Source organism: Streptomyces sp. NPDC023481 (genome assembly GCF_055560195.1).
In genome coordinates this window covers 384,630-405,650 of the sequence record NZ_JBVHJE010000001.1, presented here as the reverse complement: position 1 = coordinate 405,650, position 21,021 = coordinate 384,630, and the positions used below count along the sequence as shown (strand labels likewise).

The following is a 21,021-nucleotide window of genomic DNA, read 5'->3' as shown; positions in this document are numbered from 1 at the left end:
CTCACGCTCCCGTGGCGACGAGGAGGACGGCGACCGCCAGGACGACGGTGCCGGCGAGCAGCGCGCTCACATAGGTCTGCACATTGCCGGTCTGGGCGCGCCGGACGGCGGCCCCGAGCAGCCGGGGCAGGGCGGCGGCGCCGTTGACGTAGGTGTCGACGACCTCGCGGTCGAGGAACCGGACGAGACGCGCGCCGGCCTGGACCGGGCGGACGAACAGCGCCGAGTACACGGCGTCCAGGCGGAAACCGGCGGCCGCGTGCGGATGCAGCGGGCCGAGTAGCAGCCGCCCGGGGTCGGCCGGGTCGGGGGCGGAGGCGATGTCGCCGTAGGCCGGTTCGTGGGTGGCGATGGCCTCCGCCTCGACCAGGCCGGCGTCCTCCTCCGGGTGGGCGGCGACCGCACCGAGCGGGACCCGGGCGGCGAGCGCGGCGGTGCGCTGCCAGGCGCCGTAGGTCAGCAGCCCGCCGACCAGGGCGAGGCCCGTGCCGAGGACCGAGGTGAGCAGGGTCGGGGTCAGGCCGCGGCCGTCGAACCAGTCGGGCAGCGACCGGTAGGCGAGCCCGCCGAAGGCGAGGGAGGGGACCGCGAGGACCCAGAGCACCACGGTCATGGTCAGCGGCTGGCGGCCGTGGTCGGGGGCCTCGGCGCCCCGGCCGCGGAAGGCCAGCAGCCACAGCCGGGCGGCGTACGCGGCGGTGAGCAGGGCGGTGACCAGGCCGGCGACGAGGACGATCCAGCCGGCGGCGCCGGGGGCGTGATCGGTGTGGCCCGAGGTCACGTGCTCGGCGGCGCCGAGGACGGACTCCTTGGAGAAGAAGCCGCTGAAGGGCGGGATCGCGGCGAGCGCGAGCAGTGCCACGGTCATCGTCCAGTAGGCGTCCGGGACGCGGTCGCGCAGGCCGTGCATGCGGGACATGGCGGCCAGCGAGTTGGTGCCGGCGGCGTGGATGACCGCGCCGGCCGCGAGGAACAGCAGCGCCTTGAAGGCGCCGTGCGCGAGGAGGTGGAAGACGGCGGCACCGCGGTCGCCGACGGCGAGGGCGCCGGTCATGTAGCCGAGCTGGCCGATCGTCGAGTAGGCGAGGACGCGCTTGATGTCGTCCTGGGCGAGCGCGGCCAGACCCGAGCCGGTCATGGTCACGGCGGCCATGACGGCGAGGACCACCATCGCGGCCCGGGAGGCCTCGAAGAGCGGGAGGAGACGGGCGGTGAAGTAGACACCGGCGGCGACCATCGTCGCGGCGTGGATCAGCGCCGAGACGGGCGTCGGGCCCGCCATCGCGTCCGGGAGCCAGGTGTGCAGCGGGAACTGCGCCGACTTCCCCGCGACACCCGCGAGCAGCAGCAGGGCGATCACGGTGGGGTGGCCGATGCCGCCGCTCGCCACGGCGCCGAGGACGCGGGTGATGCGGAACGAGCCGGCGTCGGCGGCCAGCGCGAACAGGCCGATGAGGAACGGGACGTCGCCGAGCTTGGTGACCAGGAAGGCCTTCAGGGAGGCGGCGCGGGCCTCGGGGGTCTCCCAGTAGTGGCCGACCAGGAAGTAGGAGCAGATGCCCATGACTTCCCAGCCGACCAGCAGCACGATCAGGTCGCCGGAGTAGACGACCAGGAGCATCGCGGAGGTGAACAGGGAGACGAGGGCGGCGTACGAGGGGTAGCGGGGGTCGTCGCGCAGGTAGCCGGTGGAGTAGATCTGCACGCAGGCCGCGACGAAGGCGACCAGGACGGCGACGAGCGCGGCGAAGCCGTCGATGTGCAGGGCCAGCTCGATCGGCACCGAGCCGGTCGGCGTCAGCTGGGTGTGGGCGTCGACGGCCGTGCCGCCGCCCTGCCGTACGGCGACCAGCGCGGCCAGCGCCAGCGAGGCCAGCGGCGGCAGTACGGCGAGCGGGCGGACGAACCCGGGGGCGGTGCGGCCCAGCAGCAGTCCGGCCGCGGCGCCGAGGAACGGCAGGAGGGGGACGAGGACGGCGAGGGTGGTCGTGGTCACGCGGTGGCCTCAGCCTTCTCGGCCGCGGGAGTGTCGGGGCCTTCGGGCCCGGGGCCCTCGGCGGTGTCGCGGAGCTTGTCGATGTCGGAGGTGCCGCGGTTGCGGTAGACGGCGAGCACGATCGCCAGGCCGATGCCGATCTCGGCGGCGGCGATGGCGATGGTGAACAGGGTCAGGGCCTGGCCGGAGTGCAGGGTCTCCCGCGCGGTCCGGCTGAGCCAGACGTCGAAGGCGACCAGGTTGAGGTTGACGGCGTTGAGCATCAGCTCGACCGACATCAGGACCAGGATGGCGTTGCGGCGGGCGAGGACGCCGTACAGGCCCGTGCAGAACAGGAGGGCGGAGAGTACGGCGGGATAGGCGAGGTGCATCAGCGGGCGCCTTCCTTGCCGGGAACCGCCGGGGCGGCGCCTGCCCCGGCCTTGCGGGACAGGACGATCGCGCCGACCAGGGCGGCGAGAAGCAGTACGGACAGCGCCTCGAAGGGCAGCACCCAGTGCCGGAACAGGCTGGCGCCGGTGACCTCGGTGGTGCCGGCGGCCGGGCCGCTCAGGTCGATCCAGGTGGTCCGGAAGGCGTCGGTGACCACCCACACCAGGGCGGCCGCGGCGGCGACGGCCACGGCCACGGCGGCCCAGCGGTTGCCGGAGTCGGCGTCCGGGGAGCGGCCGATGGGGGCCCGGGTGAGCATCAGACCGAACAGCAGGAGGACGACGACGGAACCGACGTAGATCAGGACCTGTACCCAGGCGATGAACTCGGCCGTGAGCAGCAGGTACTCCACGGCGAGGCCGCCGAGCGCGACCACCAGCCACAGGGCGGCGTGCACCAGCTGCCGGGTGGTGACGGTGATGAGCGCGGCGCCGAGGGTGACCAGGCCGACGAGCAGGAAGGCGATCTCGACGCCGGTCGGGGAGAGGAAGCCGTGCGGGTCGGCGGCGACCGTGGTGGCCGTTGCTGCGGCGAAGGTCACGACGCACCCTCCCCCGGCTCGGCCGGATCGGCCGGCTCGGACGGTTCTGCCTGGGCCGCGGCCAGCTTCTCGGCGGTCTTGCGGGCGGCGGCGATCTCCTTGGGCTCCTCCGCGCCGGGGTCCAGGGCGGGCGGGGCCGGCACGGTCCACATCCACTCGCGGAGCTTGTCCCGCTCGTGGGTGAGGTCGCGGATGTCGGTCTCGGCGTACTCGAACTCCGGGGACCAGAAGAGGGCGTCGAAAGGACAGACCTCGATGCAGATACCGCAGTACATGCACAGCGAGAAGTCGATCGCGAACCGGTCGAGGACGTTGCGGCTGCGCTCGCGGCCGCCGGGCGCGGCGGGCGGGACCGTCTCCTTGTGGGAGTCGATGTAGATGCACCAGTCGGGGCACTCGCGGGCGCACAGCATGCAGACCGTGCAGTTCTCCTCGAACAGACCGATCACGCCGCGCGAGCGGGGCGGCAGTTCGGGCAGGACGTCGGGGTACTGCTCGGTGACGTGCTTCCTCGTCATCGTGCGCAGGGTGACGGCCAGGCCCTTGGCGAGGCCGCTACCGGGGAAGCGGGGACGGGAGGGTGGGGACGGCACAGCCATGGTTAGCTGATCACCACCTTGACGATGCCGGTGAGGGCGATCTGGGCGAGGGAGAGGGGGACGAGGAGGGTCCAGGAGAGCTTCTGGAGCTGGTCCTCGCGCAGCCGCGGGTAGGTGACGCGGAGCCAGATGACCAGGAACGCGAGGATCGCGGTCTTCAGCAGGGTCCAGACCCAGCCGAGGCCGTCGGCGCCCCACGGCCCGTGCCAGCCGCCCAGGAAGAGGACGGTGGTCAGGCCGCACAGGACGACGATGCCGGCGTACTCGGCGAGCAGGAACAGGGCGAAGCGCAGGCCGGTGTACTCGGTGTACGCACCGAAGATGATCTCCGAGTCGGCGACCGGCATGTCGAACGGCGGGCGTTGCAGCTCGGCGAGTCCGGCGACGAAGAAGACGACCGCGCCGACGATCTGCCAGGGCACCCACCACCAGTGGAAGGAGTGCAGGATCCCGGGCAGGGAGACCGTGCCGGCCGCCATCGCGACCGAGGCCGCCGCCAGCAGCATCGGGAGTTCGTAGGCGAGCAGCTGGGCGGCCGTGCGCAGGCCGCCGAGCAGGGAGAACTTGTTGGCGCTGGCCCAGCCGGCCATCAGCGAGCCGAGCACGCCGACGCCCATCACCGCCAGCACGAAGAACACGCCGGCGTCCAGCACCTGGCCGACGGCGCCCTCGCTCGGGCCGATCGGGATGGCGAGCAGGACGAGGAGGTACGGCAGCAGGGCCACGGCGGGGGCGAGCTGGAAGACGCGGCGGTCGGCGCCCGCCGGGACCACGTCCTCCTTCTGCGCGAACTTCACGCCGTCCGCGATGAGCTGGGCCCAGCCGTGGAAGCCGCCGGCGTACATCGGGCCGAGGCGGCCCTGCATGTGGGCCATCACCTTGTGCTCGGTCTGACCGACGATCAGCGGGAAGGTGAGGAAGACGACGAAGACGACCAGGAGTCGCAGGGCGACGTCCAGCGCGCCGTTCACTGCGGGCCTCCTGCGGGATCGTCGGGGGTGGTGGGGGTGGTGGGGTCGTCGGGGGCCGGTGCCTGTCCCGGCCGGGGCTCCGGCTCCGGTGCCCGTTCCTCGCCCTCCTCCGGCTGCCGCTGCGACTGTGGCTGGGACTCCGGCTCCGGCTCGGGCGCCGACTCCGACTCAGGCTCCGGCTCCGGCTCCGGCTCCGGCTCCGGCTCCGGCTCCGGCTCGGTGAACGCTGGGCGGGCGTGGTGCCACGGGGCGTCGGAGCTGCGCGGGGCGGTGCTCCGACGGGCGGGACCGGCGTTGCCCGGTCCCCCGGGGTCGGCGGGCTCCGTCGAGGGCGCCGATTGCGCCCGCTGGGTGGCCGAGCCCTCCGAGGCGCTGCGGGCGCGGCGCGGGCGGGCGGCCGCGGGCGCCGGACCGGGCTCGTGCGCCACCGAGGCCTCGGCGGCCGGCCCTTCCGTGGGACCTTCCGCCGCCACCCGGGTGGCGTCGCCCTCGGTCGCGGCCTGCTTGCGGGGCGCCGCGTCCTCGTCCCGCGCCGCCGCCTGGCTCACCGAGCCCTCGCTCGCACTCCGCGCCCGACGCGGCCGACCGGGAGCACCGGCACCCGCACCGGCACCCGCACCAGCACCAGCACCAGCACCAGCACCAGCACCAGCACCAGCACCAGCACCAGCACCAGTCTGGCCGGCCCTCGGAGGAGCCTCGCCCGCCGCCGGAGCAGTCTGGCCGACCGAGCCCTCCGAGGCCGTGCGGGTGCGGCGTACCGGGCGGTCGGCCGCCGGACGGGACGCCGTCCTGGCCGGGCGCGCGGGCGCAGCGGGGAGCTGACCCTTCTGGGGACCCCACTCGTTGGGGTCCGGTACGCCCGGGGGCAGCATCTGCCGGCGCTTCGGAGCGCCGTGCGCCGCACCCGCCGCGGACTCCCCGGGCTCCTTGGCGCCCGGCCACGCCTTGGCGACGCGGGCGGCGAGGACGAAGTCCTTGCGGAGCGGGTGGCCCTCGAAGTTCTCCGGGAGGAGCAGGTGCTCCAGGCCCGGGTGGCCCTCGAAGACGACGCCGAACATCTCGTGGGTCTCGCGCTCGTGCCAGCCGGCGCCCGCGTAGACGCCGACGGCGGAGGGCAGGGAGGGGGCGTCGTGCGGCACCGTCGTCCGCACGAGGAGGCGGCGGACCGGATGCAGGGTGACGACGTGCGCGGCGACCCGGAAGCCGGTGCCCGGTTCGTCGACCGCGCTCAGCCAGTCGAAGTAGGTGCAGGACAGGGTCGTACGGGCCGTCTCCAGGGCGGTGAGCCAGGCGGACGGCGGTACGTCCACGGTCAGCACCTCGTACGACTCCTCGGCCACCGCCTCCGGACCGAAGAGTTCCGCGGCGGGGGCGGGCAGCCAGCCGGCGGCCGTGCTCATCGCGTGCCTCCCTCACCGGCCGGGGCCGGGGCGGGCACCAGTCCGCTCTGCAGGGCGGCGGCGGACGGCCGGGCGGCCCCGTTGTCGTACCGCTCCCCCAGCGACTCGCGGGCGATCTTCTCCTGGAGCTTGAGGATGCCCTGGAGCAGCGCCTCGGGGCGGGGCGGGCAGCCGGGGACGTAGACGTCCACCGGGATGATCTGGTCGACGCCCTTGGTGACGGAGTAGGAGTCCCAGTACGGGCCGCCGCAGTTGGAGCAGGCGCCGAAGGAGATGACGTACTTCGGCTCGGGCATCTGCTCGTACAGGCGTTTGACGGCCGGGGCCATCTTGTCCGTGACCGTGCCCGACACCACCATCAGGTCGGCCTGGCGGGGGCCCGGGGCGAACGGGATCACGCCGAGCCGGATGAAGTCGTGGCGGGCCATCGACGCGGCGATGAACTCGATCGCGCAGCAGGCGAGGCCGAAGTTGAACACCCAGAGCGAGTAGCGGCGGCCCCAGTTGAGGACCACCTTCATCGGCTCGGGCGCCAGCCGGGCGAGCGCGCCCAGCCTCTTCGGCTCCGGCAGCAGGACGGGCTCGGGCACCGAATCGGACACGGACTCGGGCACGGAATCGGGCACTGAGGGGTTCACGTCCATGCCAGGACGCCCTTCTTGTATGCGTACAGCAGGCCGACGGCGAGGAAGCCGAGGAAGACGAACATCTCCACGAGGGTCGTCGCGCCGTAGCCGGGGGCGGCGAAGACCGTCGCCCAGGGGAACAGGAAGACCGAGTCGACCGCGAAGATCACGTACAGGAAGGCGTAGACGTAGTAGCGGACCTGGGTGTGGGCCCAGCCCTCGCCGACGGGGTCGACCCCGCACTCGTAGGTCAGGAGTTTCTCCGGTGTCGGCACGACCGGGCGCAGCAGCCGGCCCGCGCCGAAGGCGACCGCGACGAACAGCACGCCGATGACGGCGAGCAGCCCGACCACCGAGTAGGACCGGAAGTAGCCGCCCGCGACGACGTGCGCCGCGGCGAACGACGGGTCCCCCAGAGTCTCCCGCACGGTGCGTCCCTCGCTCCCTGACCTCGTGACCTTTTGTGAACAAGTGACCTCTGTGTCGCCATGCGATTCGAGGATCTGTACGCACGGGAGTCTAGGCCCTGATAAAGAGCGGGTAAGCAGCCCGTCACGCCGTGAGACGGCCGGGCCCGGCCGGGTGGGGTTTTCCCCCGGTGGCGGAGGCAGGCGTACCGCATGGCGTCAGGGGTGCCGCGCACGGCACGCTGATCGGCATGACCGCTCCCCGCCCCGCCGCCGGCCCGCCGCACCCCGACGGCACCGAAGAACACGACGTGTCCGAACACCGCGACGGGTCCGACGAACGCGACGGAAGCGAAGCACCCGACGGACGCGACGGATCCGACGGCCCGCACCGGCTGCCCCGGCCCCGGCCCGCCTACGACGGGCACACCTGGAAGGAGATCGCGCATCTCCTGCTGAACCTGCCGGTGGCGGTGTCCGGGTTCGTGTACGCGCTGACCGTGCTGGTGGCCGGCGGCGTCCTCACCCTCACCGCGATCGGTCTGCCGCTGCTCGCGCTGAGCCTGCTGGGCGCCCGGCAGCTGGGCAGACTGGAGCGGGCCCGGGCCCGCAAGCTGCTCGGGGTGCGGGTGGCGGAGCCGTCGCCGCTGCCGATCGTCAGGGGCGGGGGCGCGGCGCAGCGGCTGCGGATGGCTCTGAAGGACCCGGTGGGCTGGCGGACCCTGCTGTACCACGCGATCCGGCTGCCCTGGGGCATCCTCACCTTCTGCACCGTGCTGACCTCGCTGTTCGTGCTGTGGCCGGTGCTGCCGTACCTCTCGCGGGTCATGGCGAACCTGGACCGGGCGATGGTGCGCGGGCTGCTGTCGCCCTCGGACGAGCTGGAACGCCGTATCGCCGAGCTGGAGTCGGACCGCGGGATCGTGGTCGACACGGCGGCGGCGGACCTGCGCCGGATCGAACGGGACCTGCACGACGGCGCGCAGGCGCGACTGGTCAACCTGGCCATGGGGCTCGGCCTGGCCAAGGAGAAGCTGCTGGAGGACCCGGACACGGCGGCGGTGATGGTGGAGGAGGCGCACGGCGAGGTGAAGCTGGCCCTGCAGGAGCTGCGCGACCTCGCCCGGGGCATCCACCCGGCCGTACTGACCGACCGCGGCCTGGACGCGGCGCTGTCGGCCGTCGCCTCCCGCTGCACGGTGCCGGTGGAGGTGACCGTGGACCTCCCGGCCCGGCCCGCCGAGGCCATCGAGGGCATCGCCTACTTCACCGTCTCCGAGCTGCTGCAGAACGTCAGCAAGCACAGCGGGGCCCGGACCGCCGCGGTCGACGTGCGGCGGACCGCGGACCGGCTGGTCCTCGAGGTCAGGGACGACGGCCGGGGCGGCGCCCGGCTGGACGGCGGCAGCGGCATGCGGGGCCTGGCGGACCGGCTGGGCGCGGTGGACGGCCTGTTCACGGTCGACTCCCCGGCCGGCGGCCCGACGGTGGTCACCGCGGAACTGCCGTGGCGCGGCCGTACGGCCTGATCCCCGGCAGGACGCGCATGCCGGCCCGCCCGTACGGGCCGAACCCCGGCGAGGGACAGGCCCCCGACCGGTCGGGGTGGGGAAAACCCCCCGCTCAAGACGCCGACGGACGCCATGTCGCGCGGGCGCGCGGCGGACGACCCTGGGAGTACGGCAGATCCGCCGCCAGGACGACGAGAACGGGACGACACCGATGGCCACGGAGTACGGACAGGGATACGCCCACCACGGCGGGTCGCGCCACCGGCTGCCCGCCGCGCTGCGGGCGCCGGTCGAGGGACGCACCCTGCGCGAGTTCGCGTACGTGCTGCTGGGCCTGCCCATCGCGATCGTGCTGTTCACCTGGACGGTGGCGATGGTCGCGCTCGGCGCGGGCCTGCTGGTGACCTTCCTCGGCGTCCCGGTGCTGGCGGCGGCGCTGGCCGGCTGCCGGGGCTTCGGCGTGCTGGAGCGGGCGCGGGCGCGCCGGCTGCTCGGCCTGGAGGTGGCCGACCCGGAGCCGCTGCGGCCGCGCGGGCCGGGACCGGCGGCCTGGACGGTCGCGCTCCTCAAGAGCGGCGCCTCCTGGCGGCACGCGCTGTACGCGCTGGTGCGGTTCCCGTGGGCGGTGTTCTCCTTCGTGGTCGCGCTGGCCTTCTGGGTCTACGGCTGGGCTCTGCTGACCTATCCGCTGTGGTTCTGGGTGTTCCCGGTGTACGCCGGCCAGGGCGGCCTGCAGCTGTACGGCGACGCCCACCACAGCGTCTACCTCGACAACCCGTTCGAGATCACCGTGACGGCGCTGGTCGGGCTGGTGTCGACGCTGGCCACGCCCTGGCTGGTACGGGCGCTGACCACCGTGGACGCTCTGCTGGTGCGCGGGCTGCTCGGGCCGTCGCCGCTCTCGGCGCGGGTCGTGCAGCTGGAGTCGGACCGCGGGACCGTGGTCGACACGGCCGCCGCCGACCTGCGGCGCATCGAGCGGGACCTGCACGACGGGGCGCAGGCCCGGCTGGTCGGCCTGGCGATGGACCTGGGGCTGGCGAAGGAGAAGCTGCGGGACGACCCGGACACGGCGGCCCGGCTCGTGGAGGAGGCGCACGGCGAGGTGAAGACGGCCCTGCAGGAGCTGCGCGACCTCGCCCGGGGCATCCACCCGGCCGTACTGACCGACCGCGGCCTGGACGCGGCGCTGTCGGCCGTCGCCTCCCGCTGCCCGGTGCCGGTGCGGCTCAGCGTCGACCTGCCGGCCCGGCCCGCGCCGGCCATCGAGGGCATCGCCTACTTCACCGTCTCCGAGCTGCTGCAGAACATCGGCAAGCACAGCCGGGCCCGGTCCGCCACGGTCGGCGTCCACCGCTCCGGGGACCGGCTGCTGCTCCAGGTGACCGACGACGGCGTGGGCGGCGCGGACCCCTCCCGGGGCTCCGGCCTGGCCGGCCTCACCGCACGCCTGGACGCGGTGGACGGCGTCCTGCTGGTGGACTCCCCGCCCGGCGGCCCCACCCGGGTGACCGCGCAACTGCCCTGGCGCGGCTGACCTCCGCGCCGCCGGGGCCGGTACGGTGGCGATGCCGATCGCCGCGAAGGCCGCCCCCGCGAAGCGCGCTGCCCGTACGACCGGCAGGGCGGCGACCCCCTTCGAGCACCCGTGATCTCCCCCGGTACGGGGGCGGCCCGGCGCGAATCCTGGGATGCTGGTCCGCGGGACGGCACGGACGGGTGCCGTCGCGGAGACCGGGGGCGTGGGGCAGTGGGGGGCCGGAAGATCGTGGAGGACAGGGTGCGGGTGGTCATCGCCGAGGATTCGGTGCTGCTCAGGGAGGGCCTGACCCGGCTGCTGACCGACCGGGGGCACGAGGTCGTGGCCGGCGTCGGCGACGCGGACGCGCTGGTGAAGACCATCGCCGAGCTGGCCGAGCAGGACGAGCTGCCCGACGTGGTGGTGGCCGACGTACGGATGCCGCCGACCCACACCGACGAGGGCGTCCGGGCGGCCGTACTGCTGCGCCGGATGCATCCGGGGCTCGGGGTGCTGGTGCTGTCGCAGTACGTGGAGGAGCGTTACGCCACCGAACTGCTGGCCGGATCCAGCCGGGGCGTCGGCTATCTGCTCAAGGACCGGGTCGCGGACGTACGGGAGTTCGTGGACGCGGTGGTGCGGGTCGCCGAGGGCGGTACGGCGCTGGACCCCGAGGTGGTCGCGCAGCTGCTCGGCCGCAGCCGCAAGCAGGACGTGCTGACGGGGCTGACGCCCCGGGAGCGCGAGGTGCTCGGGCTGATGGCGGAGGGGCGTACCAACTCGGCGATCGCGCGGCAGCTGGTGGTCAGCGACGGTGCCGTGGAGAAGCACGTCAGCAACATCTTCCTGAAGCTGGGCCTGGCCCCGAGCGACGGGGACCACCGGCGGGTTCTGGCCGTTCTCACCTACCTGAACTCCTGAGACGGGCCCTCGTCCCGGAGAGCGGAGGGATCCCCGGCGAAGCGGCCCCCGGACGGGGGCCGGAGAAAGGAACCTGGAAACGCGCGGGGAGCGCCTTGACCGGCGCTCCGGCGATGCGGGACATCATGTGAACGCAGCGCGACAGGCCGTCTCGAATTCGTCCAATCCACGGATGACCTCGGGAAGGCGACCCTAACCGACGTAGGGTTGATCCTGGGATTGGTCCGTGGGACGACCAGGCCCCGGACAGCCGCCTCGAAGGAGGTCCAGTTCAGTGACCAGCCAGGTCAGCAGCCCAGCGGAGCAGGCCGACGGAACGGTCGTGGGAGAGCAGCGCACACCGGGCGGAGCGAAGGACGTGCGGCGCCTGGACCGGGTGATCATCCGGTTCGCGGGGGACTCGGGTGACGGTATGCAGCTCACCGGCGACCGGTTCACCTCGGAGACCGCTTCGTTCGGCAACGACCTCTCCACCCTGCCGAACTTCCCCGCCGAGATCCGTGCCCCCGCCGGCACCCTGCCGGGTGTCTCGTCGTTTCAGTTGCACTTCGCCGACCATGACATCCTCACCCCGGGTGACGCGCCGAACGTGCTGGTCGCGATGAACCCGGCCGCCCTGAAGGCCAACATCGGCGACCTGCCGCGCGGCGCCGAGATCATCGTGAACACCGACGAGTTCACCAAGCGCGCCCTGCAGAAGGTCGGCTATGCCGGCGACCCCCTCCAGGACGGCTCGCTCGACGGCTACAACCTCCATCCGGTGCCGCTGACCACGCTCACCGTGGAGGCGCTGAAGGAGTTCGACCTCTCCCGCAAGGAGGCCGAGCGCAGCAAGAACATGTTCGCGCTGGGCCTGCTGAGCTGGATGTACCACCGGCCGACCGAGGGCACCGAGAGGTTCCTGAAGTCGAAGTTCGCCAAGAAGCCCCAGATCGCCGAGGCGAACATCGCCGCGTTCCGGGCGGGCTGGAACTTCGGTGAGACCACGGAGGACTTCGCGGTCTCCTACGAGGTCGCGCCGGCCGCGCAGGCCTTCCCCGTGGGCACCTACCGGAACATCTCCGGCAACCTGGCCCTGGCCTACGGCCTGATCACGGCGTCCCGGCAGGCGGATCTGCCGCTGTTCCTGGGGTCCTACCCGATCACGCCGGCCTCGGACATCCTGCACGAGCTGAGCCGGCACAAGAACTTCGGTGTGCGCACCTTCCAGGCCGAGGACGAGATCGCGGGCATCGGGGCGGCGCTGGGCGCGGCGTTCGGCGGCTCGCTCGCGGTGACCACGACGAGCGGCCCGGGTGTGGCGCTGAAGTCGGAGACGATCGGTCTGGCGGTGTCGCTGGAGCTGCCGCTGCTGGTGGTGGACATCCAGCGGGGCGGCCCGTCGACGGGTCTGCCGACCAAGACCGAGCAGGCCGACCTCCTCCAGGCGATGTACGGCCGCAACGGCGAGGCGCCGGTGCCGGTGGTCGCGCCGCGCACCCCGGCCGACTGCTTCGACGCCGCGGTGGAGGCGGCCCGGATCGCGCTGACGTACCGCACGCCGGTGATGCTGCTCTCGGACGGCTATCTGGCCAACGGTTCGGAGCCCTGGCGGATCCCCGACCTGGAGGAACTGCCCGACCTGCGGGTCCGGTTCGCCTCCGGGCCGAACCACACGCTGGAGGACGGCACGGAGGTCTTCTGGCCGTACAAGCGGGACCCGCAGACCCTGGCCCGGCCGTGGGCCATCCCGGGCACCCCGGGCCTGGAGCACCGCATCGGCGGCATCGAGAAGCAGGACGGCACGGGCAACATCTCGTACGACCCCGCGAACCACGACTTCATGGTCCGCACCCGGCAGGCCAAGATCGACGGTATCGACGTGGCCGACGTGGAGGTCGACGACCCGCACGGCGCGCGGACGCTGGTGCTGGGCTGGGGTTCGACCTACGGCCCGATCACGGCGGCGGTACGGCGGCTGCGCGCGGCCGGCGAGCTGATCGCCCAGGCCCATCTGCGCCACCTCAACCCCTTCCCGCGCAACCTCGGCACGGTCCTGAAGGGCTACGACAAGGTGGTGATCCCGGAGATGAACCTCGGGCAGCTCGCCACCCTCGTCCGGGCGAAGTACCTGGTCGACGCCCACTCCTACAACCAGGTCAACGGCATGCCGTTCAAGGCGGAACAGCTCGCCGCGGCGCTGAAGGAGGCCATCGATGACTGACACCGGCAACGGACTGCTGCAGCTGGTCCCCAAGGCCGGGGCCAAGCAGTCGATGAAGGACTTCAAGTCGGACCAGGAAGTGCGCTGGTGCCCGGGCTGCGGTGACTACGCGATCCTCGCGGCCGTGCAGGGCTTCATGCCGGACCTCGGCCTGGCCCGGGAGAACATCGTCTTCGTCTCCGGCATCGGCTGTTCCTCCCGCTTCCCGTACTACCTGAACACCTACGGGATGCACTCCATCCACGGCCGCGCCCCCGCCATCGCGACGGGTCTGGCCGCCTCCCGCCGGGACCTGAGCGTGTGGGTCGTCACCGGTGACGGCGACGCGCTGTCCATCGGCGGCAACCATCTGATCCACGCCCTGCGGCGCAACGTCAACCTGAAGATCCTGCTGTTCAACAACCGGATCTACGGCCTGACCAAGGGCCAGTACTCGCCGACCTCCGAGGTCGGCAAGGTCACCAAGTCGACGCCGATGGGCTCGCTGGACGCCCCCTTCAACCCGGTGTCGCTGGCGATCGGCGCGGAGGCGTCCTTCGTGGCCCGCACGATCGACTCCGACCGCAAGCACCTCACCGAGGTCCTGCGCGCCGCCGCCGACCACCCGGGCACGGCACTGATCGAGATCTACCAGAACTGCAACATCTTCAACGACGGCGCCTTCGACGCCCTGAAGGACAAGCAGCGGGCCGAGGAGGCGCTGATCCGGCTGGAGCACGGGCAGCCGATCCGCTTCGGGGCGGACGGGACGCGGGGCGTGGTCCGCGACCGGCACACCGGCGACCTGAAGGTGGTGTCCGTGACCCCGGAGAACGAGGCGGACGTCCTGGTCCACGACGCCCACTCCGCGTCCCCGACCACGGCCTTCGCCCTGTCCCGGCTGGCCGACCCGGACACCCTGCACCACACCCCGATCGGCGTGTTCCGCTCGGTCGAACGGCCGGTGTACGACGTGCAGATGGCCGAGCAGCTCGACACCGCGGTCGAGCAGAAGGGCAAGGGCGACCTCGCCGCGCTGCTGGCCGGCGGGGACACGTGGACGGTCGTCGGCTAGCCCGTCCTACCGTCTGTTCGTGATCACGAGGCCCGGGACCGGACACCGTCCCGGGCCTCGCCGTCCGTCCGGGTCCCGCCGTGCCGGGCGCGGCGGCTCTCGTCGTACGTGTGGCGGCTCTCGTCGTAGGCCCGGCGGGCCTTCTCCACCTCGCCCATGCGGTCGTGGGTCCACCGGGCGAGGGACCTCACCTGCTGCGCCGCCTCACGGCCGAGTCCGGTGAGCGAGTAGTCGACGCGGGGCGGGATGACCGGCTTGGCGTCCCGGTGGACCAGGCCGTCGCGCTCCAGGGTCTGGAGGGTCTGGGTGAGCATCTTCTCGCTGACGCTCCGGCCGCCGTAACCGATCGCCCGGCGCAGCTCGCCGAACCGGTACGACCGCTCCAGCAGCTCGATGAGGACGAGGACGCCCCAGCGGCTGGTGACGTGTTCCAGGACGAGGCGATAGGGGCACAGGGCCTCGACGTCCGCCCCCTTGTTGCTTACCGGCATGACAGTACCTTACTTCAAAGTGGGTACTTTCACTTGGTTAGCGCACTCCTTATGGTGAGTGGCGTACCCACCGAGAAGGAGTCCCCCACCATGAGCATCGTCGTCACCGGAGCCACCGGACACCTCGGCCGCCACGTCGTGGAGCAGTTGCTGGAGAAGGTCCCGGCGGAGCAGATCACCGCCGTCGTACGCGACCAGGCGAAGGCCGCGGACCTCGCCGCCCGCGGCGTGAAGCTGGCCGTCGCCGACTACAACGCGCCCGAGACCTTCGACGGCGTGTTCGCCGCCGGCGACAAGGTGCTGCTGATCTCCGGCAACGAGTTCGACAAGGGCCGGGTGGGCCAGCACACCGTCGTCATCGAGGCGGCCAAGGCGGCCGGCGTGGCCCTGCTCGCCTACACCAGCGCCCCGGGCAGCCTGACGGCCGCGCTGGCGGACGACCACCGGGCGACGGAGAAGGTGCTGCTCGCCTCCGGCCTGCCCTACAGCCTGCTGCGCAACGGCTGGTACCACGAGAACTACACGGAGAACCTGGCGCCGGTGCTGGAGCACGACGCGGTCGTCCAGGCCGCCGGCGAGGGCCGGGTCTCCTCGGCCTCCCGCGCCGACTACGCCGCCGCCGCGGTGGCGGTCCTGACCGGCGAGGGCCACGAGAACACCACGTACGAGCTGGGCGGCGACGAGGCGTGGAGCTTCGCCGAGTACGCGGCCGAGCTGAGCCGCCAGACCGGCCGGGAGATCGTCTACAACGCGGTCCCGGAGGAGACCCTCACCGCCATCCTGACCGGCGCCGGGCTGCCCGCCCCGCTGGCCGCGGTGCTGGCCGGCGTGGACACCTCGATCGCCCGGGGCGAGCTGGTCGTCACCTCCGGCGACCTGTCCCGGCTGATCGGCCGCCCCACCACGCCGCTGGCGGAGGCCGTCACGGCCGCGCTGAAGGGCTGACACCCGCCGCACCCCGGCTGTCATGACCGTATGGCGATACGGGCATGACAGCCGGTGGCCCGCGGCGCTACCTTCGTTCTCGTGCGTCCAGGGAGGACGCGCGCGAGAAGGAGGGGCCGTGGCCGGGACGTCCGATGGTGAGCACCGCACAGGCCTGCTGAACGGCTTCGCCGCCTACGGGATGTGGGGGCTGGTCCCCTTGTTCTGGCCGCTGCTCAAGCCCGCCGGCGCCCTGGAGATCCTGGCCCACCGCATGGCGTGGTCCCTGGTGTTCGTCGCCGTCGCGCTGCTCTGCGTACGGCGCTGGGCGTGGGCCGGAGAGCTGCTGCGCCAGCCCCGGCGGCTCGGCCTCGTCGCCGTGGCGGCCGCCGTCATCACCGTGAACTGGGGCATCTACATCTGGGCGGTGAACGCCGGACACGTCGTCGAGGCCTCGCTCGGCTACTTCATCAACCCGCTGGTCACCATCGCGATGGGCGTGCTGCTGCTGAAGGAGCGGCTGCGGCCCGTGCAGTGGGCGGCGGTCGGGACCGGCCTCACCGCCGTCGTCGTGCTGACCATCGGCTACGGCCGCCCACCGTGGATCTCCCTCTGCCTCGCCTTCTCGTTCGCCGTGTACGGGCTGGTCAAGAAGAAGGTCGGCCTCGGCGGTGTCGAGTCGCTGGCGGCCGAGACCGCGATCCAGTTCCTGCCGGCGCTCGGCTATCTGCTGTGGCTGGCCGCGCACGGCGAGGCCAGTTTCGTGAACGGCGGCACCGGGCACGCCGCCCTGCTCGCCTCCACCGGCATCGTCACCGCCCTGCCGCTGGTCTGCTTCGGCGCGGCGGCGATCCGCGTACCGCTGTCCACGCTGGGTCTCCTGCAGTACCTGGCCCCGCTCTTCCAGTTCCTGCTCGGCATCCTCTACTTCCACGAGGCCATGCCGCCCGAGCGGTGGGCCGGGTTCGCGCTGGTCTGGCTGGCCCTGATCCTGCTCACGGGCGACGCGCTGCGCGCCGCACGCCGCCCGGCCCGACTCGCCGTACCGGCGTCCCGCACCGTCGATGCACCCGCGTCGGCCCGGGCGGACGCCTGAGGGCTGCGCCCGCTCGGCGGACGTTTCGGGCGGAGAGGCCGGAGCCGGCCCTTCCGCCGGTGACTCCGGTTATAAGTGGGACGCATGACCACACAGGCACCCGCCCCGCTGCACTGGAAACTCGTCATCGACGCCGCCGACCCGCACACACAGGCCGACTTCTGGGCCGCCGCGCTGCACTACACGGCCGAGGACAACAGTGCCCTCGTCGAACGACTGCTGTCCGTCGGTGCGCTGTCCGGGGAGGCCACCGTCGAGTACCACGGGCGGCCCGCCTTCCGTGACCTGATCGCCGTACGGCACCCCGACGACCCGTACGACCCGGAGACCGGCACCGGGCTCGGACGGCGGCTGCTGTTCCAGCGGGTGCCGGAACCCAAGGCGGGGAAGAACCGGCTCCACCTCGACCTCCACGCCGGCCCGGAGCGGCGCGCGGAGGAGGTGGCACGCCTTCGGGCGCTGGGCGCGCGGGTGCTGCGGGAGGTGAAGGAACCCGCTGGTCAGTGGGTGCTGATGGCCGACCCGGAGGACAACGAGTTCTGCGTGCAGTAGGCCCGTCTCCCGCGCGCGGGGCCGGTCAGGCCCGCGCCGCCGCCTTGGCCGCGCGGTCGGTCAGCCGGACCATGCGGGCGCGGGCGGACTCCAGCGGGCGCGGGTCGTCCGCGGCGGGGCCCGGCTCGGCGCTCAGGTCCGTCCACAGGTCGATCAGGTCGCGGCCGAGCCGCAGGCCCTCCTCGGGGTCGCGCACCGCACGCCACGCGGTGGCCGCGCTCTGCACGTTGCCGTAGGCGGCCTCCCCGTCCCGGGCCTGGCGGCGCAGCCGGGCGAGGTCCAGGGACAGCCGGAAGGCGTGAACCGGGTCACCGGCCAGGTAGGCGATGTAGGCGGACAGTTCGCGCAGGTGCAGCACCTCGGCGTGGTCCGGGCCGAACACGGCGGACGCCTCGGCGAGGGTCCGGTCGGCCAGTTCCGCCGCCTCGTCGATACGGCCCGCCCGCACGGCCTCGTTGATACGGCCCATCGGCTCGCCCAGCAGCTCCGCCCCCTCGGCGGTCTCGGTCAGCGGCCCATCGCCGAGCACCTCCTCGGCGACCGCGTCGAACCCGCGGGCCGGGGTCGGGGCGGCGGTCGTGACGGCGGCGACCATGTCCGGCGGCACGGCAGCGAGCGGCCCCGCCGGTGGCACCGACGCGGGCGGTACGGCCGGGGCGGGGGGTTGGGCAGAGGGGGCCGGCGTGAGGGGGGCGTGCGGGGCGGGGGCCGGCGTGTTCGCGGTGGACTCGGTCATCACCGGCGCCGGGCCGAACCGCCCGGCCGGGTCCTGGGTGGCGCCCTGCGGCGCCACCCCCGGCCGCTGGTCCGGTACGGCGGACCGCACCGGCTCCCCCGTCATCCGGCTGGAGCCGTCCGCCGCGACCTCCAGGGGGACGACCCAGCCCGCGCGGTCGTCGTGGATGGTCGCTCGTATGGGGGTACCGAGGCTGATGGCCAGGCGCTGGAGGTGGTTCAGCACGGCCTGCTGGATCTCCTCGCCCGGCGCCGCCACGACCGGCGCCCCGCCCACCGACGCGGAGCCCGCGCCGAACACCCGGACGGGCACCGCCGCCGGGTGCTCCACGGGCCGCGGTGCCCGCTTCTTCTCGAAGCTGAGTCCAGCCATCGGTGTCCCTCACTCCCCCGGCGTCGCGATCCGGTCGTACGCGTCCTGCCCACCAGTGTGTCGCCTTCCCCACGGCTCCCGCGTCACCGCGACGTCACAGCCTCGCACCAGCCGTACCCTGAACCCCCTGGCGCGACTTGCTTGCATGTGCATAAAATGCACGTGCCTTTTGTGGTCCGACAACCGCACCGGGGGGACCCCATGAACCGCCGCTTCCTCTTCGTCCTGGGCAGCGCCCGCCGGGACGGCAACACCGAACAGCTGGCCCGTGCGGCCGCCGAACAGCTGCCCGCGGACACCGAGCAGCAGTGGATCCGCCTCGCCGACCACCCGCTGCCCGACTTCGTGGACCTGCGCCACGACAGCGGCCACATACGGCCGCCGTCGAACACCGCCACCGCCCTCCTGCTGGACGCCACACTCGCGGCGACGGACATCGTCATCGCCTCGCCGCTGTACTGGTACTCGCTCTCCGGCCTCACCAAGCGCTACCTGGACCACTGGTCGGCCTGGCTGCGCACCCCGGGCGTTGACTTCCAGGCGACGATGGCCGGCCGCACCCTGTGGGGCGTCGCCGCGCTGGCGCACCCCGAGCCGTCCGTCGCCGCCCCGTACGTGGGCACCCTCAACAACTCGGCCGCCTACCTGAAGATGCGCTTCGGCGGGGTCCTGCTGGGCAACGGCACCGGGCCCGGCGACGTACTCGCCGACGCCGAGGCGCTGACCCGCGCGAAGACGTTCTTCGCCCAGGAGGCGCCGCTCGCCCGCTTCCCGTACGAGACCGCGTAGTCGCTAGGCGCTGATGTCCTTCGCCGTGAAGCGCGCCCAGGCAGCCGAGCCGAACACGGCCGCGTACAGCGCCTGGAGGCCGAGGTTGCGCCGCAGGTCGTCCCAGTAGACGGGGTCGCGCATCAGGTCGGCGAAGGACAGCCAGTAGTGCGGGAACAAGTAGGGCTGCACCGCGTGCAGCTGGGGTATCTGGTCGACGATCTGCACCGTGATGAGCAGCCCGACCGTGGTCGCCATCGCCGCGATGCCGCTGCTGGTGAGGGTCGACACGAACAGGCCGAGGGCCGCCACACCGACCAGTGAGGCCGCGACGACCAGGGCGATCAGCAGGGCGCGGCCGAGGCCCTCGGTGAGACCGATCCTGGTGCCGGAGATCGTCGTCAGCTCGCCCATGGGGAAGAGCAGCGCCCCGACGAGCAGCGCCGAGACCGTGACGACGAGGGTGGCCAGCAGACAGAAGGCCAGCACGGTCGCGTACTTGGTGAGCAGCAGCCGGGTGCGGCCGGCCGGGGCGACCAGCAGATAGCGCAGGGTACCCGCGCCCGCCTCCCCGGCGATCGCGTCGCCCGCGACGACACCGACCGCCATCGGCAGGAAGAACGGCAGGGTCGCGGCGAGCGCGGTGAACACCAGGAACAGCCCGTTGTTCGTGATCTGCGTGAGGAACGCAGGTCCCTCGCCGTTCGCGCCGCCCACCGTCCCGCCGCCCCGCGACTCGATCCGCACCGCGATCCCGACCAGCACCGGCACGGCGGCCAGCACCCCGAGCAGGGCGAGGGTGCGCCAGCGGCGGACCGTGGTGACCAGCTCGCTGCGCAGCAGTCCGAGGGTCCACAGGGGGTTCGGCCGGCGCGCGGCGTCCGCCTGGAGCACGTCAGCCCGCGACATCGAAGCCCTCCCCCGTCAGTGCCACGAACGCGTCCTCCAGGGAGGCCCGTTCGAGCGTCAGCCCCCGGACGCGGACACCCGCGGTGACCAGGGCCGCGGTCACCTCGGCGAGGTCACGCCCGGGTGGTTCGCCGGTGACCCGGTCGCCGTCGGCGGTCACGTCCCCGACCCCCAGTTCCTTCAGCACGCGGGCCGCCCCGGCGCCGTCCGGGGTGGTCACCACCAGCCGGCCGCGCGCCCCGGCCGCCAGCTCGGCCACCGCGCCCTGGATGACGAGGCGGCCCTGTGCCATGACCGCCGCGTGGGTGCACACCTGCTCGATCTCGTCCAGGAGGTGGGAGGAGAGGAAGACGGTCGTACCGTCCGCGGCCAGCTCCCTGATCAGGCTGCGGATCTCCCGCATGCCCTGCGGGTCGAGGCCGTTGGTGGGCTCGTCCAGGACGAGCAGTGCGCGCGGCTGGAGCAGCGCGGCGGCCAGCCCCAGGCGCTGCTTCATGCCGAGCGAGTACGCCTTCGCCTTCTTGCCCGCGGCGGCCGTGAGGCCCACCCGGTCCAGTGCCGCGGCGACGCGGGCACGCCGGGTGCGGGGATCGGCGGTCGGGTCGGCGGCGTCGTAGCGCAGCAGGTTGTCCCGGCCGGAGAGGAAGCCGTACAGGGCGGGGCCCTCGATGAGCGCGCCGACCTGCGGGAGGACCGTACGGGCCGCCCGGGGCACGGGGCGGCCCAGCACCCGGGCCGTCCCCGCGGTCGGCTCGATCAGGCCCATGAGCATGCGGATCGTGGTGGTCTTGCCCGAGCCGTTCGGGCCGAGGAAGCCGAAGACGCTGCCCGCCGGGACGGTCAGGTCGAGACCGTCCACGGCGAGCTGCCCGCCCCGGTAGCGCTTGGTGAGACCGCGTGTGTCGATCACGGACGGTTCGTCCATCGGCTCCCCCTCGATTCGTGCTCCCGTGAAGGGTCAACGCACGGTCACCGTCCGTAGTGCCCGGG

21 protein-coding genes are annotated in these 21,021 nt (G+C 73.0%); 9 read left to right on the top strand and 12 right to left on the bottom strand.

Features of this window, described 5'->3' with window-relative positions; translation table 11 throughout:
- Window position 1: 1 nt before the first annotated feature.
- From ACZ3ZD_RS01925 to ACZ3ZD_RS01890, 8 genes are read right to left on the bottom strand one after another with little or no spacing between them, the layout of a single operon-like run.
- Window positions 2-1,996, bottom strand: coding sequence for an NADH-quinone oxidoreductase subunit 5 family protein (locus tag ACZ3ZD_RS01925; RefSeq protein ID WP_467392478.1), 1,995 nt, complete (start codon window positions 1,994-1,996; stop codon window positions 2-4).
- A complete protein-coding gene (gene nuoK / locus ACZ3ZD_RS01920) occupies window positions 1,993-2,367 on the bottom strand; it encodes an NADH-quinone oxidoreductase subunit NuoK (protein WP_467392476.1) in 375 nt (124 codons plus the stop codon). The genes ACZ3ZD_RS01925 and nuoK overlap by 4 nt, the downstream gene beginning before the upstream one ends.
- Window positions 2,367-2,969: an NADH-quinone oxidoreductase subunit J family protein gene (locus ACZ3ZD_RS01915; protein ID WP_467392474.1), complete on the bottom strand. Its 603-nt coding sequence runs from the start codon at window positions 2,967-2,969 to the stop codon at window positions 2,367-2,369. The genes nuoK and ACZ3ZD_RS01915 overlap by 1 nt, the downstream gene beginning before the upstream one ends.
- Complete coding sequence (locus ACZ3ZD_RS01910) at window positions 2,966-3,568, bottom strand: NuoI/complex I 23 kDa subunit family protein (protein ID WP_467392472.1); 603 nt, start codon at window positions 3,566-3,568, stop codon at window positions 2,966-2,968. Before ACZ3ZD_RS01910 ends, ACZ3ZD_RS01915 begins: the two co-directional genes overlap by 4 nt.
- A 2-nt stretch (window positions 3,569-3,570) precedes the next feature.
- Window positions 3,571-4,539, bottom strand: coding sequence for a complex I subunit 1/NuoH family protein (locus tag ACZ3ZD_RS01905; protein ID WP_467392470.1), 969 nt, complete (start codon window positions 4,537-4,539; stop codon window positions 3,571-3,573).
- Window positions 4,536-5,942, bottom strand: a complete 1,407-nt coding sequence (locus ACZ3ZD_RS01900) for an NADH-quinone oxidoreductase subunit C (protein WP_467392468.1) — start codon at window positions 5,940-5,942, stop codon at window positions 4,536-4,538. Before ACZ3ZD_RS01900 ends, ACZ3ZD_RS01905 begins: the two co-directional genes overlap by 4 nt.
- Window positions 5,939-6,586 (bottom strand): NADH-quinone oxidoreductase subunit B, encoded by a 648-nt coding sequence (locus ACZ3ZD_RS01895; protein WP_467392466.1) that lies wholly within the window; start codon window positions 6,584-6,586, stop codon window positions 5,939-5,941. Before ACZ3ZD_RS01895 ends, ACZ3ZD_RS01900 begins: the two co-directional genes overlap by 4 nt.
- Window positions 6,577-6,996: an NADH-quinone oxidoreductase subunit A gene (locus tag ACZ3ZD_RS01890; RefSeq protein WP_467392464.1), complete on the bottom strand. Its 420-nt coding sequence runs from the start codon at window positions 6,994-6,996 to the stop codon at window positions 6,577-6,579. Before ACZ3ZD_RS01890 ends, ACZ3ZD_RS01895 begins: the two co-directional genes overlap by 10 nt.
- A gap of 230 nt (window positions 6,997-7,226) precedes the next feature.
- Here ACZ3ZD_RS01890 and ACZ3ZD_RS01885 point away from each other — a divergent pair, with 230 nt between their 5' ends.
- The 5 genes from ACZ3ZD_RS01885 (at window position 7,227) to ACZ3ZD_RS01865 (ending at window position 14,183) form a co-directional block, all read left to right on the top strand.
- Entirely contained in the window at window positions 7,227-8,504 is a 1,278-nt protein-coding gene (locus ACZ3ZD_RS01885; RefSeq protein WP_467392462.1) for a sensor histidine kinase, read from the top strand.
- 193 nt (window positions 8,505-8,697) lie between these two features.
- Window positions 8,698-10,023 (top strand): sensor histidine kinase, encoded by a 1,326-nt coding sequence (locus ACZ3ZD_RS01880; RefSeq protein WP_467392460.1) that lies wholly within the window; start codon window positions 8,698-8,700, stop codon window positions 10,021-10,023.
- 231 nt (window positions 10,024-10,254) lie between these two features.
- A complete protein-coding gene (locus tag ACZ3ZD_RS01875) occupies window positions 10,255-10,926 on the top strand; it encodes a LuxR C-terminal-related transcriptional regulator (protein WP_467392458.1) in 672 nt (223 codons plus the stop codon).
- Window positions 10,927-11,200: 274 nt separating this feature from the next.
- Entirely contained in the window at window positions 11,201-13,129 is a 1,929-nt protein-coding gene (locus ACZ3ZD_RS01870) for a 2-oxoacid:acceptor oxidoreductase subunit alpha (RefSeq protein WP_467392456.1), read from the top strand.
- Complete coding sequence (locus tag ACZ3ZD_RS01865) at window positions 13,122-14,183, top strand: 2-oxoacid:ferredoxin oxidoreductase subunit beta (protein WP_467392454.1); 1,062 nt, start codon at window positions 13,122-13,124, stop codon at window positions 14,181-14,183. The genes ACZ3ZD_RS01870 and ACZ3ZD_RS01865 overlap by 8 nt, the downstream gene beginning before the upstream one ends.
- Window positions 14,184-14,206: 23 nt before the next feature.
- On the opposite strand, the gene ACZ3ZD_RS01860 is transcribed toward ACZ3ZD_RS01865, so the two are convergent.
- The gene (locus tag ACZ3ZD_RS01860; protein ID WP_467392452.1) at window positions 14,207-14,674 is read right to left on the bottom strand and encodes a winged helix-turn-helix transcriptional regulator; all 468 of its coding nucleotides are present in this window, start codon (window positions 14,672-14,674) and stop codon (window positions 14,207-14,209) included.
- A gap of 90 nt (window positions 14,675-14,764) precedes the next feature.
- On the opposite strand from ACZ3ZD_RS01860, the gene ACZ3ZD_RS01855 reads away from it, so the two are divergent.
- The 3 genes from ACZ3ZD_RS01855 (at window position 14,765) to ACZ3ZD_RS01845 (ending at window position 17,246) form a co-directional block, all read left to right on the top strand.
- Complete coding sequence (locus ACZ3ZD_RS01855) at window positions 14,765-15,619, top strand: SDR family oxidoreductase (protein ID WP_467392450.1); 855 nt, start codon at window positions 14,765-14,767, stop codon at window positions 15,617-15,619.
- A 118-nt stretch (window positions 15,620-15,737) separates the two neighbouring features.
- Window positions 15,738-16,694, top strand: coding sequence for an EamA family transporter RarD (rarD, locus tag ACZ3ZD_RS01850; RefSeq protein WP_467392448.1), 957 nt, complete (start codon window positions 15,738-15,740; stop codon window positions 16,692-16,694).
- Window positions 16,695-16,778: 84 nt separating this feature from the next.
- Window positions 16,779-17,246 carry a VOC family protein gene (locus tag ACZ3ZD_RS01845; protein WP_467392446.1) on the top strand — a complete coding sequence of 156 codons (468 nt, stop codon included), beginning with the start codon at window positions 16,779-16,781 and terminating at the stop codon, window positions 17,244-17,246.
- 25 nt (window positions 17,247-17,271) lie between these two features.
- On the opposite strand, the gene ACZ3ZD_RS01840 is transcribed toward ACZ3ZD_RS01845, so the two are convergent.
- Entirely contained in the window at window positions 17,272-18,354 is a 1,083-nt protein-coding gene (locus tag ACZ3ZD_RS01840) for a hypothetical protein (RefSeq protein ID WP_467392444.1), read from the bottom strand.
- 201 nt (window positions 18,355-18,555) lie between these two features.
- Here ACZ3ZD_RS01840 and ACZ3ZD_RS01835 point away from each other — a divergent pair, with 201 nt between their 5' ends.
- Complete coding sequence (locus ACZ3ZD_RS01835) at window positions 18,556-19,143, top strand: flavodoxin family protein (RefSeq protein ID WP_467392442.1); 588 nt, start codon at window positions 18,556-18,558, stop codon at window positions 19,141-19,143.
- 3 nt (window positions 19,144-19,146) lie between these two features.
- Here the strand turns inward: ACZ3ZD_RS01835 and ACZ3ZD_RS01830 are convergent, their stop codons facing one another.
- Window positions 19,147-20,031 carry an ABC transporter permease gene (locus tag ACZ3ZD_RS01830; protein ID WP_467392440.1) on the bottom strand — a complete coding sequence of 295 codons (885 nt, stop codon included), beginning with the start codon at window positions 20,029-20,031 and terminating at the stop codon, window positions 19,147-19,149.
- Window positions 20,018-20,956, bottom strand: coding sequence for an ABC transporter ATP-binding protein (locus ACZ3ZD_RS01825; protein WP_467392438.1), 939 nt, complete (start codon window positions 20,954-20,956; stop codon window positions 20,018-20,020). Before ACZ3ZD_RS01825 ends, ACZ3ZD_RS01830 begins: the two co-directional genes overlap by 14 nt.
- Window positions 20,957-21,021: the final 65 nt, after the last annotated feature.

Bases quoted from the DNA above. Each gene is read 5' to 3' on its own strand.
- nuoK (WP_467392476.1), bottom strand. From the start codon at position 2,367: ATGCACCTCGCCTATCCCGCCGTACTCTCCGCCCTCCTGTTCTGCACG.
- ACZ3ZD_RS01910 (WP_467392472.1), bottom strand. From the start codon at position 3,568: ATGGCTGTGCCGTCCCCACCCTCCCGTCCCCGCTTCCCCGGTAGCGGC.
- ACZ3ZD_RS01900 (WP_467392468.1), bottom strand. From the start codon at position 5,942: ATGAGCACGGCCGCCGGCTGGCTGCCCGCCCCCGCCGCGGAACTCTTC.
- ACZ3ZD_RS01895 (WP_467392466.1), bottom strand. From the start codon at position 6,586: ATGGACGTGAACCCCTCAGTGCCCGATTCCGTGCCCGAGTCCGTGTCC.
- ACZ3ZD_RS01885 (WP_467392462.1), top strand. From the start codon at position 7,227: ATGACCGCTCCCCGCCCCGCCGCCGGCCCGCCGCACCCCGACGGCACC.
- ACZ3ZD_RS01880 (WP_467392460.1), top strand. From the start codon at position 8,698: ATGGCCACGGAGTACGGACAGGGATACGCCCACCACGGCGGGTCGCGC.
- ACZ3ZD_RS01865 (WP_467392454.1), top strand. From the start codon at position 13,122: ATGACTGACACCGGCAACGGACTGCTGCAGCTGGTCCCCAAGGCCGGG.
- ACZ3ZD_RS01860 (WP_467392452.1), bottom strand. From the start codon at position 14,674: ATGCCGGTAAGCAACAAGGGGGCGGACGTCGAGGCCCTGTGCCCCTAT.
- ACZ3ZD_RS01855 (WP_467392450.1), top strand. From the start codon at position 14,765: ATGAGCATCGTCGTCACCGGAGCCACCGGACACCTCGGCCGCCACGTC.
- ACZ3ZD_RS01845 (WP_467392446.1), top strand. From the start codon at position 16,779: ATGACCACACAGGCACCCGCCCCGCTGCACTGGAAACTCGTCATCGAC.
- ACZ3ZD_RS01840 (WP_467392444.1), bottom strand. From the start codon at position 18,354: ATGGCTGGACTCAGCTTCGAGAAGAAGCGGGCACCGCGGCCCGTGGAG.
- ACZ3ZD_RS01835 (WP_467392442.1), top strand. From the start codon at position 18,556: ATGAACCGCCGCTTCCTCTTCGTCCTGGGCAGCGCCCGCCGGGACGGC.
- ACZ3ZD_RS01830 (WP_467392440.1), bottom strand. From the start codon at position 20,031: ATGTCGCGGGCTGACGTGCTCCAGGCGGACGCCGCGCGCCGGCCGAAC.
- ACZ3ZD_RS01825 (WP_467392438.1), bottom strand. From the start codon at position 20,956: ATGGACGAACCGTCCGTGATCGACACACGCGGTCTCACCAAGCGCTAC.